Genomic DNA, 19,349 nt, shown 5'->3' with positions numbered 1-19,349 from the left:
TTGACGGAAGGCAGCATGGGGGAAACAAAGACAACGGTGGGTACAGCGGCAAATACGATGAAGCGGCAGTAGCAAGCAGCAAGGGCAGCACGCAGCAGCAGCGGATACGTGGCGGCCCACCCCAAGCATCGGGACGGGCCGCGCGATCGCGCCCGGCGGACTGCTTTGCGCTTACTGCGCGCTGGCGGCGATCTTGTCGAGTTCAGCCAGCTTGCTGCTCAGGTCGGCAAGGCGTTTTTCCTTGTCGGCGGCGGCCAGCGTGGTATCGGTCTCGATCTTGGTCTTTTCGCGGGCGAGCTCGATCTGGCGGATCGGCACCAGTTGCGCGTCGTTGGAAGCGCGGAAGCCCTGATACGTCAGCTTGGCCAGGTTTTCCTTCTCGCGCGCGGCGTCCGTGCCCTTGCCGTAGTTGACGAAGAAGGTCTTGACCTTGGCCTTGACGTCGGCCGGCAGGTCCTTGCGGTAGACCAGCGGGTCCGCCGGGATCAGCGGCGACTTCCACAGCACGCGCACCTGGTCATAGGCGTTCTTGCCCGTATTGATGCGGTAGCGCTCCATGTTCTCGGTGTTGTTCACCGCCACGTCGACCTGCTTGTTCAGCACCGACAGCAGGTTGGTCTCGTGATTGCTCACGCGCACCGTCTTGAAGAACGTCTTCGGCTCGATCTTGTGGGCAGCCCACAGGTAGTGGCCGGGCACGGCGGTGCCGGAGGTGGAGTTCGGATCGCCCGCGCCATAGCTCAGCGACTTGCCTTGCTTGAGCACATCGTCAAGCGTCTTCAGGTCGCTATCCTTGTTGACGATCAGCAGCGACCAGTAGCCGGGGTTGCCATCCTTGTCGATCACCGAAGCGAAGACCTCGCCGTTGGCGCGGTCCACCGCCTCGATGGCGGACTTGTTGCCGAACCAGGCGATCTGCACTTTGTTGAAACGCATGGCTTCGATGATGCCGGCGTAGTCGGAAGCGAAGAACGGCTTCACCTGTACGCCCAGTTGCTTGCTCAGGTCATCGACCACGGGCTGCCAGGCGGATTTCAGGTTGGACGAAGTCTCCGTCGAGATAAAACCCATGTTGAGGACTTTGCCCTCCTGGGCGAAAGCGGGAAACGAGAGCGCGCCCGCGGCGCTCGTGACGATCAGGGCAAAAAGGGTTCTGCGCAGCATAAGGGAACTCCGGGGTAAAGCCTTGTTGAGGGCCTTGTTGGGGGTGCTTGCGGAAAAAAACTTGACAGAGAATCCGGGAAAATCAGGCTGCCGCGAGGCCGCCGGGCATCATGGCGGGAGGCGCCGCATCCAGCCCTGCGCCCTCGGGCAGCAGTTCGGCGGCTTCGGTGCCGTAGAGGTCTCGCAGCATGCCCGGCGTCAGCGCCGCCGAGGGGCCGTCGTAGACCACCTTGCCATGCCGCAGCGCCACCACGCGCGGGCAATAGCGCATTGCCACGTCCACCTGGTGCAGCGACACCACCACCGCCACCTTGCGCGTGCGGTTGATCTGCGCCAGCAACGCCATGACGCGCCGCGCCGATTCGGGATCCAGCGAAGCGATCGGCTCGTCGGCCAGGATCACCCGCGCGTTCTGCACCAGCGTGCGGGCGATCGCCGCGCGCTGCTGCTGGCCGCCGGACAAGGTCGAGGCCCGCTGAAACGCATAGTCGTCTATACCAACCTGGGCAAGCGCATCGAGCCCGGCGTCGATCTCTTCGTTACGGAAAAAGCGAATCAGGCTGCGCCACAGCGGAACGCGCGGCAGCATGCCGGTCAGCACGTTCGTGATCACCGGCAGGCGTCCCACCAGGTTGAACTGCTGGAACACAAACCCGATCTCGGCGCGCGCGCCGCGCACATCGGGGGCCAGCCGGCCGCCTTGCTGGATGGTGCGGCCGTTGACCAGCACCTCGCCAGCGCCAGCCGCATCGGCTGCGACAAAGCCCGCTACATGGCGCAGCAAAGTGGACTTGCCCGAGCCCGAGGCGCCCAGCAGGGCAACCATCTCACCGGGCGCAACGGCAAGGCCAACGTTATCCAGCGCCTTGCGTCCCGCCTGGAACGACTTGGACAGGCCGCGCACTTCAATCGCATGCGTCATCCCACTCTCCTTGCATCAACAGTGAGCGCATTCTGGGTGGTGCCGATGACAAAACGATGAAGGTTGTGAGGCAATTGCGAATCGGACCGGATAAGCATCGCGCCTTGCCGGCGCACGGCCTGCCACGCGGGCGGGCTCAGGCCCGGTTTGACTCCGCCGAAATGTTACACAAACCAGACATTATCCCTGCCAATACCCCACGAAACGGGTATCGCCGCGAAGACGAAGTTAATCGTAAGGCATTTATAATCTGGCCCGCTTTTCCAAAAATGCACCAAACGGAAGAGACCAGAAACAAAACCAATAACAAGGAAAGGGAAGAAGAATGAAAGGGATGCAAAAACTGATCGCAGGCATGGCGATTTCCGCCTTGCTGGCGGCTTGCGGCGGCGGTGGGGACGGCGGCACCGCCAGTCCCCTCTCCGTAGGCGCGACATCGGACGGCGCCAAGTCGACCTTGGTTGCCGCGGGGCAGTCGGCCAGCCTTACCGTGGAGTCCGGCAAGGAGGTGAAGCTGGACGCCAACCAGGCAGTCACCTGGACCGCCACGCCGAGCAAGACCACGATCTCGTCACCGGCAATCACCGAGCAGTCGTGGAAAGCCGCGCTGACGAGCCCCGAAGGCGGTACCGTCACGCTCAAGGCCGTTTCCGTAAGCAACCCGGCCAATTCCGCCACCATCACGATCACGGTCCCGCCGCATCGCTATGCCGCCATTGCACCCAGGGTCGGTGAAGCCATCACGTTCAACGAATCCAACCTGCTGTTGAACGGCACCACGGTGACGAAACCCCTTACCTATACCACCACCGTCATCGCCAACGGCATCGCAACGCTCGTGGCCACCGATGCAACAAACACTGTCGTCGAGACCTACACGCAGGATGGCGACCGCAACCGCCTGACCCGGTCGCGCCCCCCCGGCACCAACCAGTGCACCTACGCGCCGARGCGTGACCTGTACAACTTCCCGTTGTACGTGGGCAAGACCTGGAGCCCTGCCTGGACGCTGAACTGCGCGCTTGGCTACCACGAAACGGCCGCCGTGAATGCCGTGGTGGAAGGGTTCGAACAACTCAGCACGCCGGCGGGCACCCTCGACACCCTGCGTATCCGCTATGTCGTCGCCTATACGAACTCGAATGATGTCAATTTCGCCACCTATAGCGAGAACGACGTCTGCTGGTGGTCGACCAAGTTCGGACGTGCGGTGAAGTGCCAGTTCGACTACACCTACCCGGCCGGCATGGCGGACCTCACCTACAAGAAGACCTACACCCAAGTCGCCGCAAGCGTATCGCCTTGATCCTCGCCCCCGGCCGGCGTCAGCGGATACGCTGGCCGGTCGCTACGGGCGCCCCCCGGCGCCCCTTGCCTCCCGGTGTCCCCTCCTTGCAGGATGTAGGACGGCTCCCGCCTTCCTGCCGGCACGCACACCCTGGACTCGATGCATCGTTGTTCCAGGCGAAGTGCAGCCGACCGCCAGCAGTATCACCCCCGCGCCCCCTGCCGCCCCCGCACCGCCCGCCACGCACTCGCCACCACCAGTGAACCCAGGCCGAGCGCGAGACCTAGCAGCACGATGGCGCTCATATGGTCGCGCACCAGCGGCACATTGCCAAAGAGATAGCCGCCGGCCAGCAGCGAGATCACCCACACCGCCGCACCGGCGCCAGCCGCCAGCACAAAGTGCGCTACCGGCATGTCGGACACGCCCGCGACAAAGGGCGCGAAGGTACGCACCACAGCGACGAAGGGCGACAGCAGCAGGGCCAGGCCGCCATGCCGCCGACAGAAGGCCTGCGTCTTGCGCAGCGCGTCCTGGTTGATCCAGCGGTAGCCGCCGGCAAACACGCGCGTCCCGATGGTTTTGCCGATGGCATAGTTCAGCAGGCTGCCAGTGACCGCGGCGATCAGCAGCAACGGCAGGAGCACCCACAGACTCAACGCCCCCGAAGCGCAGAACGCGCCGCAGATGAACAGCAGCGGATCGCCCGGCAGGAAGAACAGCGGCAACAGGCCTATCTCGCAGAACACGATGGCGAACAGGATGCCGTAGACCAGGAGGCCGTACTGCGCGATGGCGGGACCGAGATACTGATCGAAATGCAGCAGCAACGGCAATATTTGCGTTGAATTCATGCTCGCCCCGACTCTCAAAGCTGTGCTTACAGTGTAGGCGTGGGCTAGCCGGCGGGTAGCCGGTCCGGGCGGCGCTACATCTGCAAGCGAATTCGCCTGCGCAGGCCCGGTCCTTTCCCTCGCGCCCGCATCTGCGTAATATCCGCTCAAGCAACCCTTGGAAATGCCATGTCAAGCTCCCAAGCCACCGCCAGGATCGGCCCGGCCGACGCCAACTACCTCGTTCACCTCCAGGCTGGCAGCCACGCACTCGTCGGCGACGAATCCGCCGGGCTGGGCGGCACCGACCAGGGTCCGCCGCCCTTCGCCTTCGTGCTGTCCGGGCTGGTATCGTGCACGGCCATCACGCTGAAGATGTATATGCAGCGCAAACAATGGCCCGTGGCGGACGTGGAAGTCACCGCCGTCTTCCAGGGCAAGGACGAGGCGCGCTTCATCCGGCGTGAAGTCCGGGTGATCGGCGCCGAACTGGGCGAGGCCGAACGCAAGCGGCTCGCCGAGATCTGCGAGCGTACGCCGGTGACGCTGTTCCTGAAGGCGGCATCGCGAATCGAGACCACCCTCCTCTGAGGGCCGAAAGGAGCGGCCGCACGGGCCGCCCCCGCGCTGCCTAACCGGCCGCCGTCTCCGCCTCGTGCGTCCGCACCATCACCTCCGAATGCAGCGTCCGGTGCACCGGGCATTTATCCGCAATTTCCAGCAATGCGGCGCGCTGGGCCTCGTCCAGCGGACCGCGCATGGTGATCTCCCGTTCGATCCAGTCGATCTTGCCTTCGGTGGTCGAGCACTCCGCGCAATCGGCCGCGTGGATCTTCTCGTGGCGCAGGGACACGGCCACATGTTCGAGCGGGAAGCCCTTGCGCTCCGCATACATGCGCATCGTCATGGCCGTGCACGCACCAAGCGCGGCCAGCAGCAGGTCGTAAGGCGCCGGCCCGCCATTGAGCCCGCCGAAAGAAACCGGCTCGTCGGCAAGCAGGTGATGCGGCCCGGCGGTGATACGCTGCTGGTACTTGCCGGCGTGGTTTTCCTCCACGCGCACCAGCCCCTCTTCCGCCACGGCGGCCGGCACCTCTTCCACATTGATATCGAGGTAGCGCTGGCTCCATGCGGCAATCGTGTTGGCCACGTAGACGGCATCTTCCTTGCGCGTCAGCAGGTGATCGGCGCGATCCAGGGAGACAAAGCTCTTGGGATGCTTCGCGGCGATGAAGATCTGTGTGGCGTTGTCGATGCCAACCGTATCGTCCTGCGGCGCGTGCATGACCAGCAAGGCCTTGCGCAGCCTGGCCACGCCGTCGAGCAGTCTCTGCTCCGCCACATCCTCGATGAACTGCCGCTTGATCCTGAACGGGCGCCCGGCAAGACTGACCTCGGCCTCGCCGTCGGCTTCGATGCGCGCAGCCTGGTCCTTGAACAGGCCGACGACATGGCTGGGATCGCTTGGCGCGGCAATGGTGACAACCGCCTTGGCCTCGGGGATGCCGAGCGCGGCGCTGAGAATGGCCGCGCCGCCCAGGCTATGGCCGATCAGCAGGGCTGGCGCGCGGTGATGTTGCCGGAGATAGTCCGCCGCCGCCAGCAAGTCGGCCACATTGGACGAGAAATTGGTATTGGCGAAGTCGCCGCCGCTGCCGCCAAGACCGGTGAAATCGAAGCGTAGGACAGCGATGCCGTGTGCGGTCAGCGCCTGCGCGATGCGCGTTGCCGCCAGCACGTCCTTGCCGCATGTGAAGCAATGGGCGAACAAGGCAAAGGTCCGGACCGGGCCAACGGGCAAGTCCAGCCGCGCGGAGAGTTGCTGGCCGTCACTTCCCGGGAACTGCAGGCGCTGTGCTTCCATTGATGTCCTCATGCATGATGCAAGCTGTACGAGGTTCCCACTCTAGCCAAGTTTGCCGCCGGGTGCCACTGGCGCCGCATGACCGTCGGCGCACAACGCACAACAGCCTTGTGGAGGCTTGCCAGCGTCCGGCTTTCCGATGTACAAAATGCAATGCGCCCCGCGCGGGTGGGCAGATCAATCGGATCTCTTGCCCGTCTCCCTCAGGCACGCGCCTTGTCCCTGCCCTTCAACGCACTGCGCAGGTAGTCGGCCAGCGCCACCACATTACCTGGCGTGGCGGGCTCGCGTTTCCATACCAGGCCAACATCCATCGACGGTACCTTGTCGGCAATCGCGCGCCGCACGATCCGCTGCCCTTCGAGCGACCAAGGCCGGTAAACCAGATCGGACAGGATAGCGATGCCGCGCCCGGCCGCGACCAGGCTGCGCACCGCCTCGATCGAGCAGCTCTGGTAGCGCACCTGCGGTGCCAGGCCATATTGCCCCCAGTACTTGCCGACGGTGGCGATATGCTCGTCCATGTCGAGCAGGATGTAGTCGTGCCGTGCCACGTCCGCCAGGCCGATGCGGTCCGCCATCATCAGCGGATGCTCGGGATGGCCCCATAGCTGCCGCGGCGAGCGCAGCAGCGTTTCGCAAGCGACGTGGTCGAGACCGGGCAGGTTCGAGACCAGCAGCAAGGCAATATCGATCTCGCCGGCCAGGACGCCGCGTTCGATGTCATGCCGCTCCCGCTCGAGCACTTCCAGCCGGAGCCCGGGGAACTTTCGCTCGATCGACGCCAGCAAGCCGGGCAGCACATAGGCCGTGATGGTCTCTGTCACACCCACGCGCACCGTGCCGGCGATCTCCACCGGGGCCACGCTCACGGCTTCCACCGCGTCCAGCACCGCATCCTCGATCTGCTGGGCATGCCGGAGAAAGCGCGTGCCGGCGTCGGTCAGGCGGACGCCGCCAGCATGGCGCGTGAACAACTGTGCGCCCACCGCTTCCTCCAGCGCCTTCAGGGATGCCGTCATCGACGACTGCGACACATGGCAGCGAAGTGCGGCACGCGACACCTGCCCGGTCTCCGCGATGGCCACGAAATGCTGCATTTGCTTCAAAGTCGGGATCATCGATTTTTACGATATTACTGTGTCGAAATTATGAATTAGAAATACCTCCACATGCTAGCTAGCATCCGGTCAGGAGACAAGATGCGGTGACACTCATGACAAAGGAAGACAAACGCGGCTACTGCACGTTGTGCCGCTCACGATGCGGCACGGTGAACGTGGTGGCGAATGATGCGCTGATCGAAGTCCGCCCCGACACCTCGCACCCCACGGGCAAGGCGATGTGCATGAAGGGCAAATCGGCGCCGGAACTGGTCCACAGCGCGGACCGCCTCCTTTATCCGATGCGGCGGACCAACCCCAAGACCGATGCGGATCCCGGCTGGCAACGCATTTCGTGGGAAGAGGCCCTGTCCGAAGTGGCGCGGCGGATGCTCCAGGCCCGGCGCGACGGCGGCGCCGAGTCGGTTGCGTTTGCCGTCACCACGCCGAGCGGCACGCCGCTGTCCGACAGCATCGACTGGATCGAGCGGTTTATCCGGCTATTCGGCAGCCCCAACACCTGTTACGCCACGGAAATCTGCAACTGGCACAAGGACTACGCGCACGCTTTCACCTTCGGCTGCGGCATGCCGACCGCGGACTACCGCAATGCCAACCTCATCGTGCTGTGGGGCCATAACCCGACCAACACCTGGCTGGCGCAGGCCGAGGCGATTGGCGCCGGCAGGGCCGCCGGCGCCAAGCTGCTGGTGGTGGACCCCAGGGAAACGGCGCTGGCCGGCCAGGCGGAGCAATGGCTGCGCGTGCGGCCGGGGACGGATGCCGTGCTCGCCATGGCAATCGCCAACCTGCTGATCGAGGCGAATGCGTTCGATCTCGCCTTCGTGCGTCAATGGACCAACGGCCCCTTGCTGGTCCGCAACGACAACGGGCGCTTGCTGCGGGGCCGCGACGTGGGGCTCGCCGATGGCGAGGCCTGCCTGGTATGGGATGCCTGCGCCGGACAAGTCCGGCCGTCATCGGCGCTGGCCGGGCGGGATTTCGAGCAGGTCGCGCTGCGGGGGACGTTCGAAGTGGGCAATGCCAACCGGCCGGGTCCCCCCACCCTCGCCTGCCGGCCCGCCTTCGACCTGTATGCAAGCGAATGCGCCCGCTATCCGGCGGACGTTGCCGCGGCACTCACCTGGGTGGCGGAGGCGGAGATCCGCCATGCAGCCAGCCTGTTCGGCGCGGCTGAGCGCGTGGCCTATCACGCGTGGTCCGGCGTCGGCCAGCATGACAATGCGACCCAGACGGACCGGGCGATTGCCTGCCTCTACGCCTTGACAGGCAGCTTCGACAAGCAGGGCGGCAATCGCATTTATCAAAAGCCGCCGTACAACCCCGTCAGCAGCTTCGGCCTCTTGCCGCCGGAGCAAAAATGCAAGGCGCTGGGCTATGAGGCGAGGCCGCTCGGCCCGCCCGCGCAAGGATGGGTCACGGCGCGCGACTTGTATCGGGCCATCCTGCACGCGCAACCTTACGCCGTGCGCACCCTGGTTGCCTTTGGCACCAATCCCCTGCTGTCGCAGGCCGACGTGGAAGACGGCGCGCGCGCCCTGCGCAGCCTGGACTTCTACGTACATTGCGACCTGTTTGAGACACCCAGCGCCCGCTACGCCGATGTCTTGCTGCCGGTCAACACACCATGGGAGCGAGAAGGCCTGCGCATCGGCTTCGAGATCTCCGCCGAGGCCGAACAACTGGTGCAGTTGCGCCAGCGCATGGTGTCGCCGCGCGGCGAATCGCGCGCGGACAACGACATCGTGTTCGACCTGGCTGTGCGGCTGGGCATGTCGGAGGCCTTCTTCGGTGGCAGCCTGGAAGCGGGGTGGAATCATATGCTGGCCCCTTGCGGCCTGACGGTGGGCAAGTTGCGCGAGCAGCCGGAAGGCATCCGCGTGCCGGTCGCCGACGTGGAGCGCAAGTATGCGCGCAGGCCACGCGATCGTGCCTTCAATACGCCGACCGGGCTGGTGGAGCTATATGCCGAGCAGCTCCTGCGCCACGGCTATCCGCCCTTGCCACGCCCGGACCAGTCTCCTATGGATGCCGAGGACGCTTCGGGCGACGCCTTCCCGTTCGTGCTGACCTCGGCCAAGAGCGGCTACTACTGCCACAGCCAGCATCGCGGCCTGCCCTCGCTCAGGCGCCGTGCGCTCCAGCCCGAAGCGGAGATCCCTGCCGCGCTGGCGGCCGCGCGCGGCATAGTCAGCGGCGATGCGATCCGGGTGAGCACAGCCGTCGGCAGCGCAAGGTTTATCGCCAAGGTCAGGGAAGGCCTGCATCCGCGCGTGGTGGTCGGCGAGTTTGGCTGGTGGCAGCGCTGCGACGCGCTTGCGCAACCCGCGCTGGCTGTCTCGGGACAGGGCAACAGCAACTACAACGGCCTGATCGCCGCTGACAGCATCGACCCCGTCAGCGGCTCCGTGCCGCTGCGCGGCTACCGCTGCAACGTGGAGCGCGATCCCGGCGTCGATGTGGGGCGGCGCAGGTGGGACGGATATCGCGCCTTCCGCGTCGCCAGCCTGGTGAAGGAAGCCCGCGAGGTCACGTCGGTATTTCTGGAACCCGCCGATGGCGGCGGCCTGCCGGACTTCCAGCCCGGCCAGCATGTGACGATCAGGCTGACGATGCCGCCCGCCGGCGAGGAGATCGTGCGCTCGTATTCGCTCACCGGCCCGGCCCTCGTGCCGGACCGGCGCGGCTACTCCATCTCCGTGCGCCGCGCGGTGGGCGTGTCGGAAACCGGCGAGACTGTATTCGGGCGCGCCTCCTCGCATATCAACCTGTGCCTTGCGGCCGGCGATACGGTCTGGCTGCGGGCGCCGTCCGGCACCTTTGTCATGCCGCTGCATACCCGGCGGCCGCTGGTGCTGCTGGCCGGCGGGATCGGCATCACGCCGTTCGTCTGCCTGCTCGAATCGCTGGCCAGCCTCGCCGATCCGCCGAAGATCCTGCTCCTTTACGCGAACCAGAATGGCCTTGCCCATGCATTCCGGTCACGCATCCGGGCACTACGGCAAACCCTCCGGGGGCTGGAAGTCGTCGACTTCTACGACCGTCCGGCGGAATGCGACGTGCCCGGGGTCGACTACGACATAGCCGGACGCGTCAGCGCCGACCATGTCCCGGCACGCCTGCTTGCCCAGCGTCCCCTGGTCTATATGTGCGGCCCCGCGCCGATGATGAGCGCTTTCGCCGATGCGCTGGCTGCCCGCGGCGTGCCCCGCTCCGACATCCTCCGGGAAGTGTTCCGCTCCCCCGAACGGACGGTGGCCGGGACCGGCCAGCAGTTCAACGTGGTGTTCGCCAGGTCCGGCATGTCCAGCACCTGGCGCTCGGCGGACGGGCCTTTGCTGGGCTTCGCCGAAAGACTCGGCCTGGCATTGCCCAGCGGGTGCCGGGTCGGCCAGTGCGAAAGCTGCGCGGTACCCATCGTGTCGGGCCGCATCCGGCACCTGCACGGCGAGGATCCCGACGATGCCGGCGTGTGCCTGGCGTGCCAGGCCGTTCCGGCCAGCGACATCGTGCTGAATGCGTGATCGCGATTGCCGGCGCCTGCCTTATTCCAACCCCCACCCAAGCCACTATGTTGATACTGGACTCCGACACCACCCGTGCCCTGCTGCCGTTCGAGAATCTCGTGCCCGCGCTGCGCGCGGCGTTTATCCGGGGCTGCGAAGTCCCGCAGCGCCACAGCCATGCCATTGATGCGGACGGAACCATGCTGCTGATGCCCTCCTGGCGGGGCGGCGCCTACCTTGGCGTGAAGACCGTGACGATCTACCCCGGCAACACGGCGAAAGGCCTGCCGGGCTTGTACTCGACCTACCTGCTGCACGACGCGCGCACCGGCAAGCCGCTGGCCATGATCGACGGCAACGAGATCACGTCCAGGCGCACCGCCGCCGCGTCGGCGATGGCGGCCTCGTACCTGAGCCGCAAGGATGCGTCGTCGATGCTGGTGCTCGGCTCGGGCCGGGTCGCCAGCCTGCTGCCCCATGCCTATCGCGCCGTCAGGCCAATCGGGCGCGTTGCCGTCTGGGACATTCATGCGCCGCAAGGCGAAGCGCTGGTGGCACGGCTGCAGGCCGACGGCTTCGACGCGCGCTTTGTCCCGACGATCGCCGCCGCCTGCGAAGACGCAGACATCGTGACCGCAGCCACGCTCTCCACCGCGCCCCTCGTGCATCGCGCGTTCCTCAGGCCCGGCACCCACCTGGACCTGATCGGCGGCTTCACGCCAGCCATGCGCGAGGCCGATGACGGTTGCTTCGATGCGGCTTCCGTCTTCGTCGACACGGGCGAGGCCGTGCTCAAGGCCGGCGACCTGCTGCACCCGATCGAGGCCGGCGTGCTCGACGCGGCCGACATCCGGGCCACGCTCGCGGACTTGTGCCAGCGGCGCCATCCCGGCCGCGTGGACGACGCGGAAATCACCGTCTTCAAGGCTGTCGGCACCGCGCTGGAAGATCTCGCGGCGGCCGTCATGGCCTATGAAGGATTCAAGGGCTCGCAAGGCGCCACGCCGAGCGCAGAAGCCATGTCAATGTAAGGAGACAGCAATGAAAAGCACCCCCCTATCGCTGGACGCGGCGGACCATCCAGGCCGCGGCGGACTCGAACGGCTGGCCGTCAAGGTCACCGACTGGTCCGAGCGCTGGTTCCCCGATTCCTATATCTTTGCCGCCATCGCGGTGATCGTCGTGGCAATCGGCGCAATGGCGGCCGGCGCGCCGGCGCAAAGCGTGGCGCAAGCATTTGGCGACGGCTTCTGGAGCCTGATCCCGTTCACCATGCAGATGGCGGTGGTGGCCATCTCCGGGTATGTGGTGGCGGCTTCGCCGCCTGCTTCGCTGCTGATCCGGCGGCTCGCCGCCCTGCCCAGGACGGCGCGGGGCGCCATCGCCTTCGTCGCGCTGGTGAGCCTGCTGACTTCCCTGCTCAACTGGGCCATCAGCCTGATCCTAAGCGGACTGCTGGTGCGGGCCATCGCAAGGCGCAGCGGACTGCGCGTGGACTACCGCGCGGCCAGCGCGGCGGCCTACCTGGGGATGGGGGCCACCTGGGCGCTGGGCCTGAGTTCTTCCGCCGCGCAGTTGCAGGCCAATCCCGCCAGCCTGCCCAAATCCCTGCTCGATATCACCGGCGTGATCCCTTTCTCCCAGACCATCTTCCTGTGGCAGTCGATGGCGATGACGGCGGTGCTGATCGTTGCGTCATTGCTGGTGGCATATTTCTCCGCACCGGCGGGAGACCGCGCGCGCACCGCGCAGGACATGGGCGTAGATCTCGATGACGCCGGCGATGGCATCGGCCGTCCCACGCGTCCCGGCGAATGGCTGGAGTACAGCCCCTTGCTGACCTTGCTGATCGTGGCGCTGGGCGCGGGATGGCTGGTCCGCGAGTTCACCACCAAGGATCCTGTCCTCGCCATCTCCAATCTCAACACCTACAACTTCCTGTTCCTCATGCTGGGAATGCTGTTGAACTGGCGGCCCAAGCGCTTCCTGCGCGCCGTGGCCAAATCGGTGCCCTCCACCGCCGGCGTGCTGATCCAGTTTCCGCTGTATGGCGGCATCGCATTCATCCTTACCAAGGCTGCCGGCATAGACGGCACTACCCTTTCGCACCACCTGGCGTCGGCCTTTGTCTCGGTCGCCACCAGGGAATCGTTTTCCGCCGTCATGGGCGCGTACTCCGCCGTGCTCGGCTTCTTCGTGCCGTCGGGCGGTGGCAAATGGGTTATCGAAGCGCCCTACGTGATGCAGGCGGCAAACGCGCTGCAGGTCCACCTGGGCTGGGCGGTGCAGGTGTATAACGCCGCGGAGGCGCTGCCCAACCTGATCAACCCGTTCTGGATGCTGCCGCTGCTCGGCGTGCTGGGGATCCGGGCCAAGGACGTGGTGGGCTTTACCTTCACCCAGCTGCTGGTTCACACGCCGCTTGTGCTGTTCATGCTCTGGGCATTTGCTTCGACGCTGCCTTACCGCCCGCCCGTGATGCCTTGATGCGTACAGGCTCCGCCAAGCCGCGGAGGCCGGAGGCGGCCCCTGTTCAACCGGATATGCCGGTGCCTCCGGCGCATTGCCCGGTTGAGTCTGGCCATCGGGGAGTCCATGCTTCGCAACGGCGTCTGGCGGCGCTGGCGCCATCGCGCCCGGCCCCCTGGGTTCAGCCCGGTTGCGGCTTGCGATGGTCATCCCGGTTTAAGATGGTGGTTTCCGGCCGGCCTTGCCGGCCCGGACTTCACCCCCACCACTCTGCAAACTGACACATGAAGAAAATTGCCCTGCTACTTGCCGCCCTGGGAATGGCCTCCGTCGCCCACGCAGCCGCTCCGGCCGTGGAAACCCTGCCGTCCGGCATGTCCATCGAGCAAATCGTCAAGGGCACCGGCGCCACGCCGAAGGCGTCGGACACGGTAAAGGTGCACTACCGCGGCACGCTGACCGACGGCACCGAGTTCGATAGCTCGTACAAGCGCGGCCAGCCGATCTCGTTCCCGCTGAACCGCGTCATCCCCTGCTGGACCGAAGGCGTGCAGAAGATGCAGGTCGGCGGCAAGGCCAAGCTGGTCTGCCCGGGCCCGACCGCCTATGGCGCGCGCGGCGTGCCGGGGACGATCCCGCCGAATGCCACGCTGAACTTTGAAGTGGAGTTGCTCGGCATCGGCAACTGACGGAGGGCGGTTCCACAGTTTGACCAGGCCCCGGCAATCCCGCCGGGGCGCTGACGAACTGACGATTGCGAGCGAGTCGCCCGGGAAGATCGTGAAGAGCGTGAAGAGGCCGGGATGTGACCATCGCCAGCACGTGCTGCCGGATGAGCCAGGCGAATCATCGCTGTCGGATCGGGTTCGAGCCACTCGATCCGATCATGGCGAGGACGAACTCGACCCGCAGCTATCTGACGCAGCAATTCGCGGCGATCAACAACGCATCCGGCAAAAACGGACTTCGCGGCAGCGTGGCAACCCTATTCGTTTGTGCCGCCGGGCGCCATGGAGCGACGCTTCCGCGTCACCACAAGGGGCGCCTGGGTATTGCCGTCGGACGTCACGCGTGGCGTGCGCGGACCAACGCCCGGCATGCGCGGCCCGCTGCCTGGCGCACGCGCGCCGCCACCGCCACCGCCGCCTGGCGGCCGCGTGCCGGTGTCCAGCTGGATGGTCGATATGGCTCGCTTGTAGATGGTCTGCATGCCGCCAGGTGTGCTCAGCATCACCACGAAGGCGTCGAATGACTCGATCGAGCCGACGAGCCGGATGCCGCTGACCAGGTACACCTGCACACGCTTGCGCTCTTTGCGCGTTGTGTTCAGGAAGGAGTTTTGCGGGTTGGTATCGTCGAGCTGCATGTGAATTCAAAAATGGGGCAGGCGAAGCGCTGCGGGAAACTTGGGCTACTGCGGCGTTGCCTGGCCGGCGCCGGCGCACCACATCGGTGCTTGCACGCACATGCGCCATGTGCCGCGCACGCCGGAATGGCGCCGCGCCATCCTGGCCTGCATTAGCCATTCTAGCGCAAGCCGATCAGTCCCCCTGAAACCGATACGCTGCCCGCGCGGCGGCAGGGGCAAATCCGTATTGCGAATCGTTACCTGCTTGTCTATGCTTCGCAGTCACATATGACTAAGCGGAGGTCTTCCATGCAGCGTATTTGCCTGTTCCTGCTCGCTGGCGTGTTCTCAACGGGAGCAATCGCTGGTGCCAAGTGCGTCGCCCATCCCAAGGCCGAATGGATGAAAGAAGCCGACGCCAGGGCCAGGATCGAAGCCCAGGGCTACACCATCAAAAAGTTCAAGGTGGACGGAAACTGCTACGAGATCTACGGCACGACGAAGGAAGGCAAGAAGGCCGAGATCTACTATGACACCAAGACCCTCGATGTCGTGAAATCTGAAATCGAGAAGTAACGGCAGTCTCAGACGTGCACGCCATGATGACCGGCGCTGCGTCGATTCGCGTTTGGGATATTGCCGTGCGCCTGACGCACTGGAGCGTGGCCGCGCTTGTGCTGCGGGACCTGGTCGAGGACTCCGGCGGCCCGTCGCACCGCGCCGTGGGCTATGTTGCCGCCGGGCTGGTCCTGTTCCGGATCCTGTGGGGTTTCATCGGCAGCGAGCCTGCCAGGTTTTCCGCGTGGCTGCCCACGCCCTCCCGCCTGCTGGCCTACCTCAAGGCACTGATTGCACACCGCCCGCCCCGGTATCTGAGCCACACCCCGCTCGGCGCGATGATGATGATCACCATGTGGGCCATCATCATCGCGCTCGCCGTGACGGGCTGGATGTCGAGGCTGGACGCCTTCTGGGGCGAGGATGGACCGAAGGACGTGCACGAGTTGCTGGCGGACGCCCTGATGGTGCTGATCGTCATACACCTCATTGCCGCCGTCGCGATGAGCATGGCTCACAAGGAGAATCTCATCGCCGCCATGCTGACCGGCAACAAGCGGCGCGATGGCGGCACTTGAAGGTGCCGCGGCAGCATGTCAGCATTGTCGCGATACGGGTCTCCCGCCAGCCATTGCGATTCGGCTTGGCCCGTGCCGATGCGCGGCTTCCAGGAGAGCGGCAATTCTGCCAAATTCCTGCCTGCGCGCGCCGATAACACATACATCACACAGTGATACAAATTGGAGTTACCTCGGGCTTGTCACGAGAACGTTCAAGCTGGTAGCATCCCGCAACTAGTTGCATCGTATCAGCAGTGGGTGCTGACGCGCGGCATCAACAAAGTGCCAGAGCTGCCCGGCAGCCTCATCGAGCACTGACCGGAGACTGTTTCATGCTTACCCACGTCTATCTCCGTTCGGCGTCCCAAGCCGACATCGAGCCGATGACTTCGTTGCTGGCAAAATGCGGCCTAGCCACGGAGGACGTAACGGAGATTCTCGACAGCTTCCAGATTGCGCTTTGTGACGGTCGTATCGTTGGCTGTGCTGCAGCGGAGCGCCGTGGACACTCAATTGTCATCCGGTCCGTGGCAGTGGAGTCCGGCTATCGAGATAGAGGCGTCGCGAGCCGCCTCGTAGAAAAACTTCTCGTGCGCGCCCGCGGCACCGAAGTCCGACATGCTTTTCTCTTGTCCGCATCGGCCCCCTCCTATTTCGCGCGCTGGGGTTTCTGCCACATCCCGTTTGATAAAGCGCCGCCTGAAGTCCAAGCCTCACGGGAATTCAGTAATGCTGCGCAAAGCTCAGCGCTATGCATGTACTGCGAGCTCAGGTAGGCATGGCCTGACGCGTGAAGGCCCTTGCCTCGCTTACTGYCCCTGTAGGCGCTTCTTGCCAGAAGAAAATCCAGTGCACGTTCGCCACAAAAATACCCGCGTCGCCGGAAACCGGTGGCACGGGTGGCAGCAGGACTATATCGCCAGCCCATGCAGAATTGAGAGTTCCTAATCCGCGAATTAAACGGATTTTTCCTGCTCATCTCTTGACCATTGTGACCCTCACCACCCATGGCATGGCAGGTGGCGGGCAAGTTGTCATGACACAGCGCTAAGGTTAACCCGCGCCCCACTGATATCCGTCTTTTTCGGCACTCGCCTGACTCCAAATTGTCATCAAGGTCCCGTTAAATACGCGAGCGGTTACCGCAGTAGCATCGGCGAATTCATCGCCGCTACTGGCGAGCCAGACTCCGGCATGTTTGCCAAAACTAAAAAGAACGCCCGTTCGCTAGATACCGCCAAGCAGAACGAGGCATAGCAATATTTGAAGGTCAATATGCATCAAGCTCTCGCTTCTCCCATGGCCACGAACGACGCGTCGCTACCCGGCGCTGGCAGTGGGAGAAGGACTCGCTGGACCGTCTCGGCCGGCATCAAGGCCCTGCGCCAGGAAGCGGCAAGCCTGCGCGCAACTGCTCAGGCAAGGATGACCCTGGCCGGCACTTGTGTTGCGCTCTGTGAACCTGGCGACTTGCTGCAGCGGGCCGCGATTCTCGACAGGGGCGCCGACGTTCTGGCGCTGACCGACTGGACCTGAGTCAGTTCGCTTTCTTTATCGTCGCCCGGGCAGTAAGCGATGGTGCCGCGAGGCCATACCACGCGCTCATCTGCATACCCTTGATGCCGTGTTCGGTGAAGATCGGGACCTCGGGGAACAACCGAAGACGCCTCTCCGCAGCGACCGCGATAGCGCGGACTTTTCCACGTCGGATATATGGGACGGCCCCGGTGTCGAACAGATATGAGAGCTGTCCGGCCATGACATCAGAGATGGCTGGGCCACTACCTTTGTAGGGCATGTGGATGACGTCGATGCCGGCAATGGACTTGAACAGTTCACCTGCCAAGTGAGCCGATGCGCCAATGCCGCCCGAACCATGGGAGAGCTTTCCTGGTTTTGCTTTGGCAGCATCGACGATGTCTTTCGGTGACTTGAATGGCGATGCCGCAGGCAATGCTACAAAGCGCTGCCACATCGGTGGGGCAGGCCCGACGCCCACTATCTATGCTGCCCTTGCAGTCTCCCCGCCACGCGTGCTATGGTGCGGCTTCCAGGAGAACGAAGCGCCCTCCGCCATAGCAGGTTGGGCGCTTCTACCGAAGGCGTACCCCTGAAACGCTTACGGGTCGGCTAAATCGCCTACTCGCCTGGCAAACCCGCGCCAGCGCTGGCTTTCCCGGCTGCGGCTGCTACATGAGACTGCTACATTTTCGTCTCGGAGGCAGCATGGCACACCCCTACCTCACCACCCGCAAGACGACGCGCCAGCTCTACTTCCGGCGAGCGGTACCCAGCGATTTGCACGCCATCCTGCCCCGCGAAATCTGGATAAGTCTGGCGACACCTTGCCGGCGCACTGCGCTGACACGGCTGCCGAGGGCAGCCATGTGGTTTGAAGAAACGCTGGAACAGGCGCGACGCCGGCTCGGGGGCGGGCTCACGGGTAGCTGGACACCCGGCCCGGAAAGCGGCCTACGTCAGCCCCGCAGCGCGGCGCCCCCGCCTCAGCCATGGCCCGACGCAGAGCGATGGCTTGACCCTAATCTGGCCGCATGGGAGACACGCCTCGACGCGATAGCGACCCAGGCAGCGCCGGCGCCACCGAGACTCCCCCCAGCCGGGCCCGAGGATACCTGGCCCACCGTGTTGGCATCCTGGCATCAGCTGCGCGCCCCCGCCGACAGAACCTTCGCGGCGGCCGCCAGCGAAGTGGCCCGCTTCATCACCCTCACGGGCGACAAGCCAGTAACGCATATCACCTTCGCCGACGTCGAGCACTACAAGCGGCACTGCCAGGAGGAACTTGAGCTCTCCCTGGCCACTATCAACAAGAATCTGTCCACGCTGTCGGGCATCCTGGGCAGCGCCATCCGCGCGCATCTGGGTAGCCTGACCACCAATCCCTTTGCGGGCGGCAAATACGCAAAAAAGGCAGTCACCAAGGGCCGGGCACACCGCCGCGACGCATATTCACCGGAAGAGCTAACCCTGTTGTTGCACTCCCCGGTGTTCACCACCGGCCTGCGCCCCCAGGCGGGCGCGGCGGAAGCGGCATACTGGCTGCCGCTACTCGGATTGATGACGGGGGCGAGACTCGAAGACCTGTGCTCGCTGCGACCTTGCGACATCGTGCAACGAGAGGGCGTCTGGTGCGCGCATCTGCACGACGCAAAACGCGAAAAACGCCTGGGCCTGCCCGACATCAAACGCCATGTGCCGCTGCACGCGGCCCTGGGGTTCCTGTCGTACGTGCAGCAGCTACGCGCGCTCGGGCCCTCGGGTCGCCTGTTTCCCGCCTTGCGTGCGGATAAATGGGGGCTCCACGGCAAGATTTTCGGCGGCTGGTACAACCGGTACCTCGACGCACTCGGCCTGGACGACCCCCGCCTGACATTTCACAGCTTCCGTCACACCTTCCGCGCGGCCTGTGAAGAATCAGGGATTAGCGGCGACATCGCAGAGGCCCTGATGGGCCGAGCCCCCGATGCGGACTACGGTCGTAACGAAAACGGTGAAAAACGGCTGTCCATCCCAGTGCTCGCCGCCGCCATCGCCAAGCTGCGCTTTGATGGCGTGGAGATGGCACACCTCTACGTGAACCCGGCCCCGATGCCCGGCTTGACTTGAGATGTGCTCCACCGCCATCGACCGGATTTGGCTGGCTTGGTCAATGCCCTTGGCAAGCGAAAGCCCCCCGGCCATCAGGTCGCTCG

18 protein-coding genes and 1 pseudogene are annotated in these 19,349 nt (G+C 64.8%); 12 read left to right on the top strand and 7 right to left on the bottom strand.

Going from position 1 to position 19,349, the window contains the following annotated elements; translation table 11 throughout:
* Positions 1–171: 171 nt before the first annotated feature.
* Both phnD and phnC read right to left on the bottom strand, forming a co-directional pair.
* Entirely contained in the window at positions 172–1,164 is a 993-nt protein-coding gene (gene phnD / locus AC1DT6_RS24920) for a phosphonate ABC transporter substrate-binding protein (protein WP_441633574.1), read from the bottom strand.
* Between the two features lie 82 nt (positions 1,165–1,246).
* On the bottom strand, positions 1,247–2,086 hold the full coding sequence (gene phnC / locus AC1DT6_RS24915; protein WP_441633572.1) for a phosphonate ABC transporter ATP-binding protein: 840 nt from the start codon (positions 2,084–2,086) through the stop codon (positions 1,247–1,249).
* Positions 2,087–2,420: 334 nt separating this feature from the next.
* Here phnC and AC1DT6_RS24910 point away from each other — a divergent pair, with 334 nt between their 5' ends.
* Entirely contained in the window at positions 2,421–3,392 is a 972-nt protein-coding gene (locus tag AC1DT6_RS24910) for a hypothetical protein (protein ID WP_477114976.1), read from the top strand.
* Between the two features lie 185 nt (positions 3,393–3,577).
* Here the strand turns inward: AC1DT6_RS24910 and AC1DT6_RS24905 are convergent, their stop codons facing one another.
* Complete coding sequence (locus AC1DT6_RS24905) at positions 3,578–4,228, bottom strand: VTT domain-containing protein (protein WP_441633568.1); 651 nt, start codon at positions 4,226–4,228, stop codon at positions 3,578–3,580.
* A 168-nt stretch (positions 4,229–4,396) separates the two neighbouring features.
* Here AC1DT6_RS24905 and AC1DT6_RS24900 point away from each other — a divergent pair, with 168 nt between their 5' ends.
* Complete coding sequence (locus tag AC1DT6_RS24900) at positions 4,397–4,798, top strand: OsmC family protein (RefSeq protein ID WP_441633566.1); 402 nt, start codon at positions 4,397–4,399, stop codon at positions 4,796–4,798.
* 40 nt (positions 4,799–4,838) lie between these two features.
* Here AC1DT6_RS24900 and AC1DT6_RS24895 read toward each other — a convergent pair whose 3' ends face one another.
* Together AC1DT6_RS24895 and AC1DT6_RS24890 are read right to left on the bottom strand one after the other, a co-directional pair.
* On the bottom strand, positions 4,839–6,071 hold the full coding sequence (locus tag AC1DT6_RS24895; RefSeq protein WP_441633564.1) for a bifunctional alpha/beta hydrolase/OsmC family protein: 1,233 nt from the start codon (positions 6,069–6,071) through the stop codon (positions 4,839–4,841).
* Between the two features lie 203 nt (positions 6,072–6,274).
* Positions 6,275–7,192 carry a LysR family transcriptional regulator gene (locus AC1DT6_RS24890; protein ID WP_035871513.1) on the bottom strand — a complete coding sequence of 306 codons (918 nt, stop codon included), beginning with the start codon at positions 7,190–7,192 and terminating at the stop codon, positions 6,275–6,277.
* 95 nt (positions 7,193–7,287) lie between these two features.
* On the opposite strand from AC1DT6_RS24890, the gene AC1DT6_RS24885 reads away from it, so the two are divergent.
* The 4 genes from AC1DT6_RS24885 (at position 7,288) to AC1DT6_RS24870 (ending at position 13,859) form a co-directional block, all read left to right on the top strand.
* On the top strand, positions 7,288–10,719 hold the full coding sequence (locus tag AC1DT6_RS24885; RefSeq protein WP_441633617.1) for a molybdopterin-dependent oxidoreductase: 3,432 nt from the start codon (positions 7,288–7,290) through the stop codon (positions 10,717–10,719).
* 47 nt (positions 10,720–10,766) lie between these two features.
* A complete protein-coding gene (lhpI, locus tag AC1DT6_RS24880; RefSeq protein WP_441633562.1) occupies positions 10,767–11,732 on the top strand; it encodes a bifunctional Delta(1)-pyrroline-2-carboxylate/Delta(1)-piperideine-2-carboxylate reductase in 966 nt (321 codons plus the stop codon).
* A gap of 10 nt (positions 11,733–11,742) precedes the next feature.
* Positions 11,743–13,188, top strand: a complete 1,446-nt coding sequence (locus AC1DT6_RS24875) for a short-chain fatty acid transporter (RefSeq protein ID WP_441633560.1) — start codon at positions 11,743–11,745, stop codon at positions 13,186–13,188.
* Positions 13,189–13,454: 266 nt separating this feature from the next.
* Positions 13,455–13,859, top strand: a complete 405-nt coding sequence (locus AC1DT6_RS24870; protein ID WP_035871523.1) for an FKBP-type peptidyl-prolyl cis-trans isomerase — start codon at positions 13,455–13,457, stop codon at positions 13,857–13,859.
* Between the two features lie 296 nt (positions 13,860–14,155).
* Here the strand turns inward: AC1DT6_RS24870 and hfq are convergent, their stop codons facing one another.
* The gene (gene hfq / locus AC1DT6_RS24865) at positions 14,156–14,536 is read right to left on the bottom strand and encodes an RNA chaperone Hfq (RefSeq protein WP_477104316.1); all 381 of its coding nucleotides are present in this window, start codon (positions 14,534–14,536) and stop codon (positions 14,156–14,158) included.
* A gap of 291 nt (positions 14,537–14,827) precedes the next feature.
* On the opposite strand from hfq, the gene AC1DT6_RS24860 reads away from it, so the two are divergent.
* The 4 genes from AC1DT6_RS24860 to AC1DT6_RS24845 all read left to right on the top strand — a co-directional run bounded on the left by AC1DT6_RS24860 (position 14,828) and on the right by AC1DT6_RS24845 (position 17,172).
* Positions 14,828–15,094 (top strand): PepSY domain-containing protein, encoded by a 267-nt coding sequence (locus tag AC1DT6_RS24860; RefSeq protein ID WP_276288488.1) that lies wholly within the window; start codon positions 14,828–14,830, stop codon positions 15,092–15,094.
* 23 nt (positions 15,095–15,117) lie between these two features.
* Positions 15,118–15,654 (top strand): cytochrome b/b6 domain-containing protein, encoded by a 537-nt coding sequence (locus AC1DT6_RS24855; protein ID WP_035871531.1) that lies wholly within the window; start codon positions 15,118–15,120, stop codon positions 15,652–15,654.
* 314 nt (positions 15,655–15,968) lie between these two features.
* On the top strand, positions 15,969–16,412 hold the full coding sequence (locus AC1DT6_RS24850; RefSeq protein WP_441634818.1) for a GNAT family N-acetyltransferase: 444 nt from the start codon (positions 15,969–15,971) through the stop codon (positions 16,410–16,412).
* Positions 16,413–16,935: 523 nt separating this feature from the next.
* Positions 16,936–17,172, top strand: coding sequence for a hypothetical protein (locus AC1DT6_RS24845; protein ID WP_441634816.1), 237 nt, complete (start codon positions 16,936–16,938; stop codon positions 17,170–17,172).
* 1 nt (position 17,173) lies between these two features.
* Here the strand turns inward: AC1DT6_RS24845 and AC1DT6_RS24840 are convergent, their stop codons facing one another.
* The gene (locus AC1DT6_RS24840) at positions 17,174–17,611 is read right to left on the bottom strand and encodes a tripartite tricarboxylate transporter substrate-binding protein (RefSeq protein WP_441634814.1); all 438 of its coding nucleotides are present in this window, start codon (positions 17,609–17,611) and stop codon (positions 17,174–17,176) included.
* Positions 17,612–17,829: 218 nt separating this feature from the next.
* Between AC1DT6_RS24840 and AC1DT6_RS24835 the strand changes: the two are divergent.
* Positions 17,830–18,045 (top strand): annotated as a pseudogene (locus tag AC1DT6_RS24835) (DUF6538 domain-containing protein); the annotation flags it as partial.
* A gap of 234 nt (positions 18,046–18,279) precedes the next feature.
* Entirely contained in the window at positions 18,280–19,263 is a 984-nt protein-coding gene (locus AC1DT6_RS24830; RefSeq protein WP_441634828.1) for a site-specific integrase, read from the top strand.
* Positions 19,264–19,349 lie beyond the last annotated feature (86 nt).

This window comes from Cupriavidus sp. 01L45 (assembly GCF_056399885.1).
The sequence above is the reverse complement of the archived record's forward strand: the minus strand, read 5'-3'. Positions and strand labels throughout refer to the sequence as shown.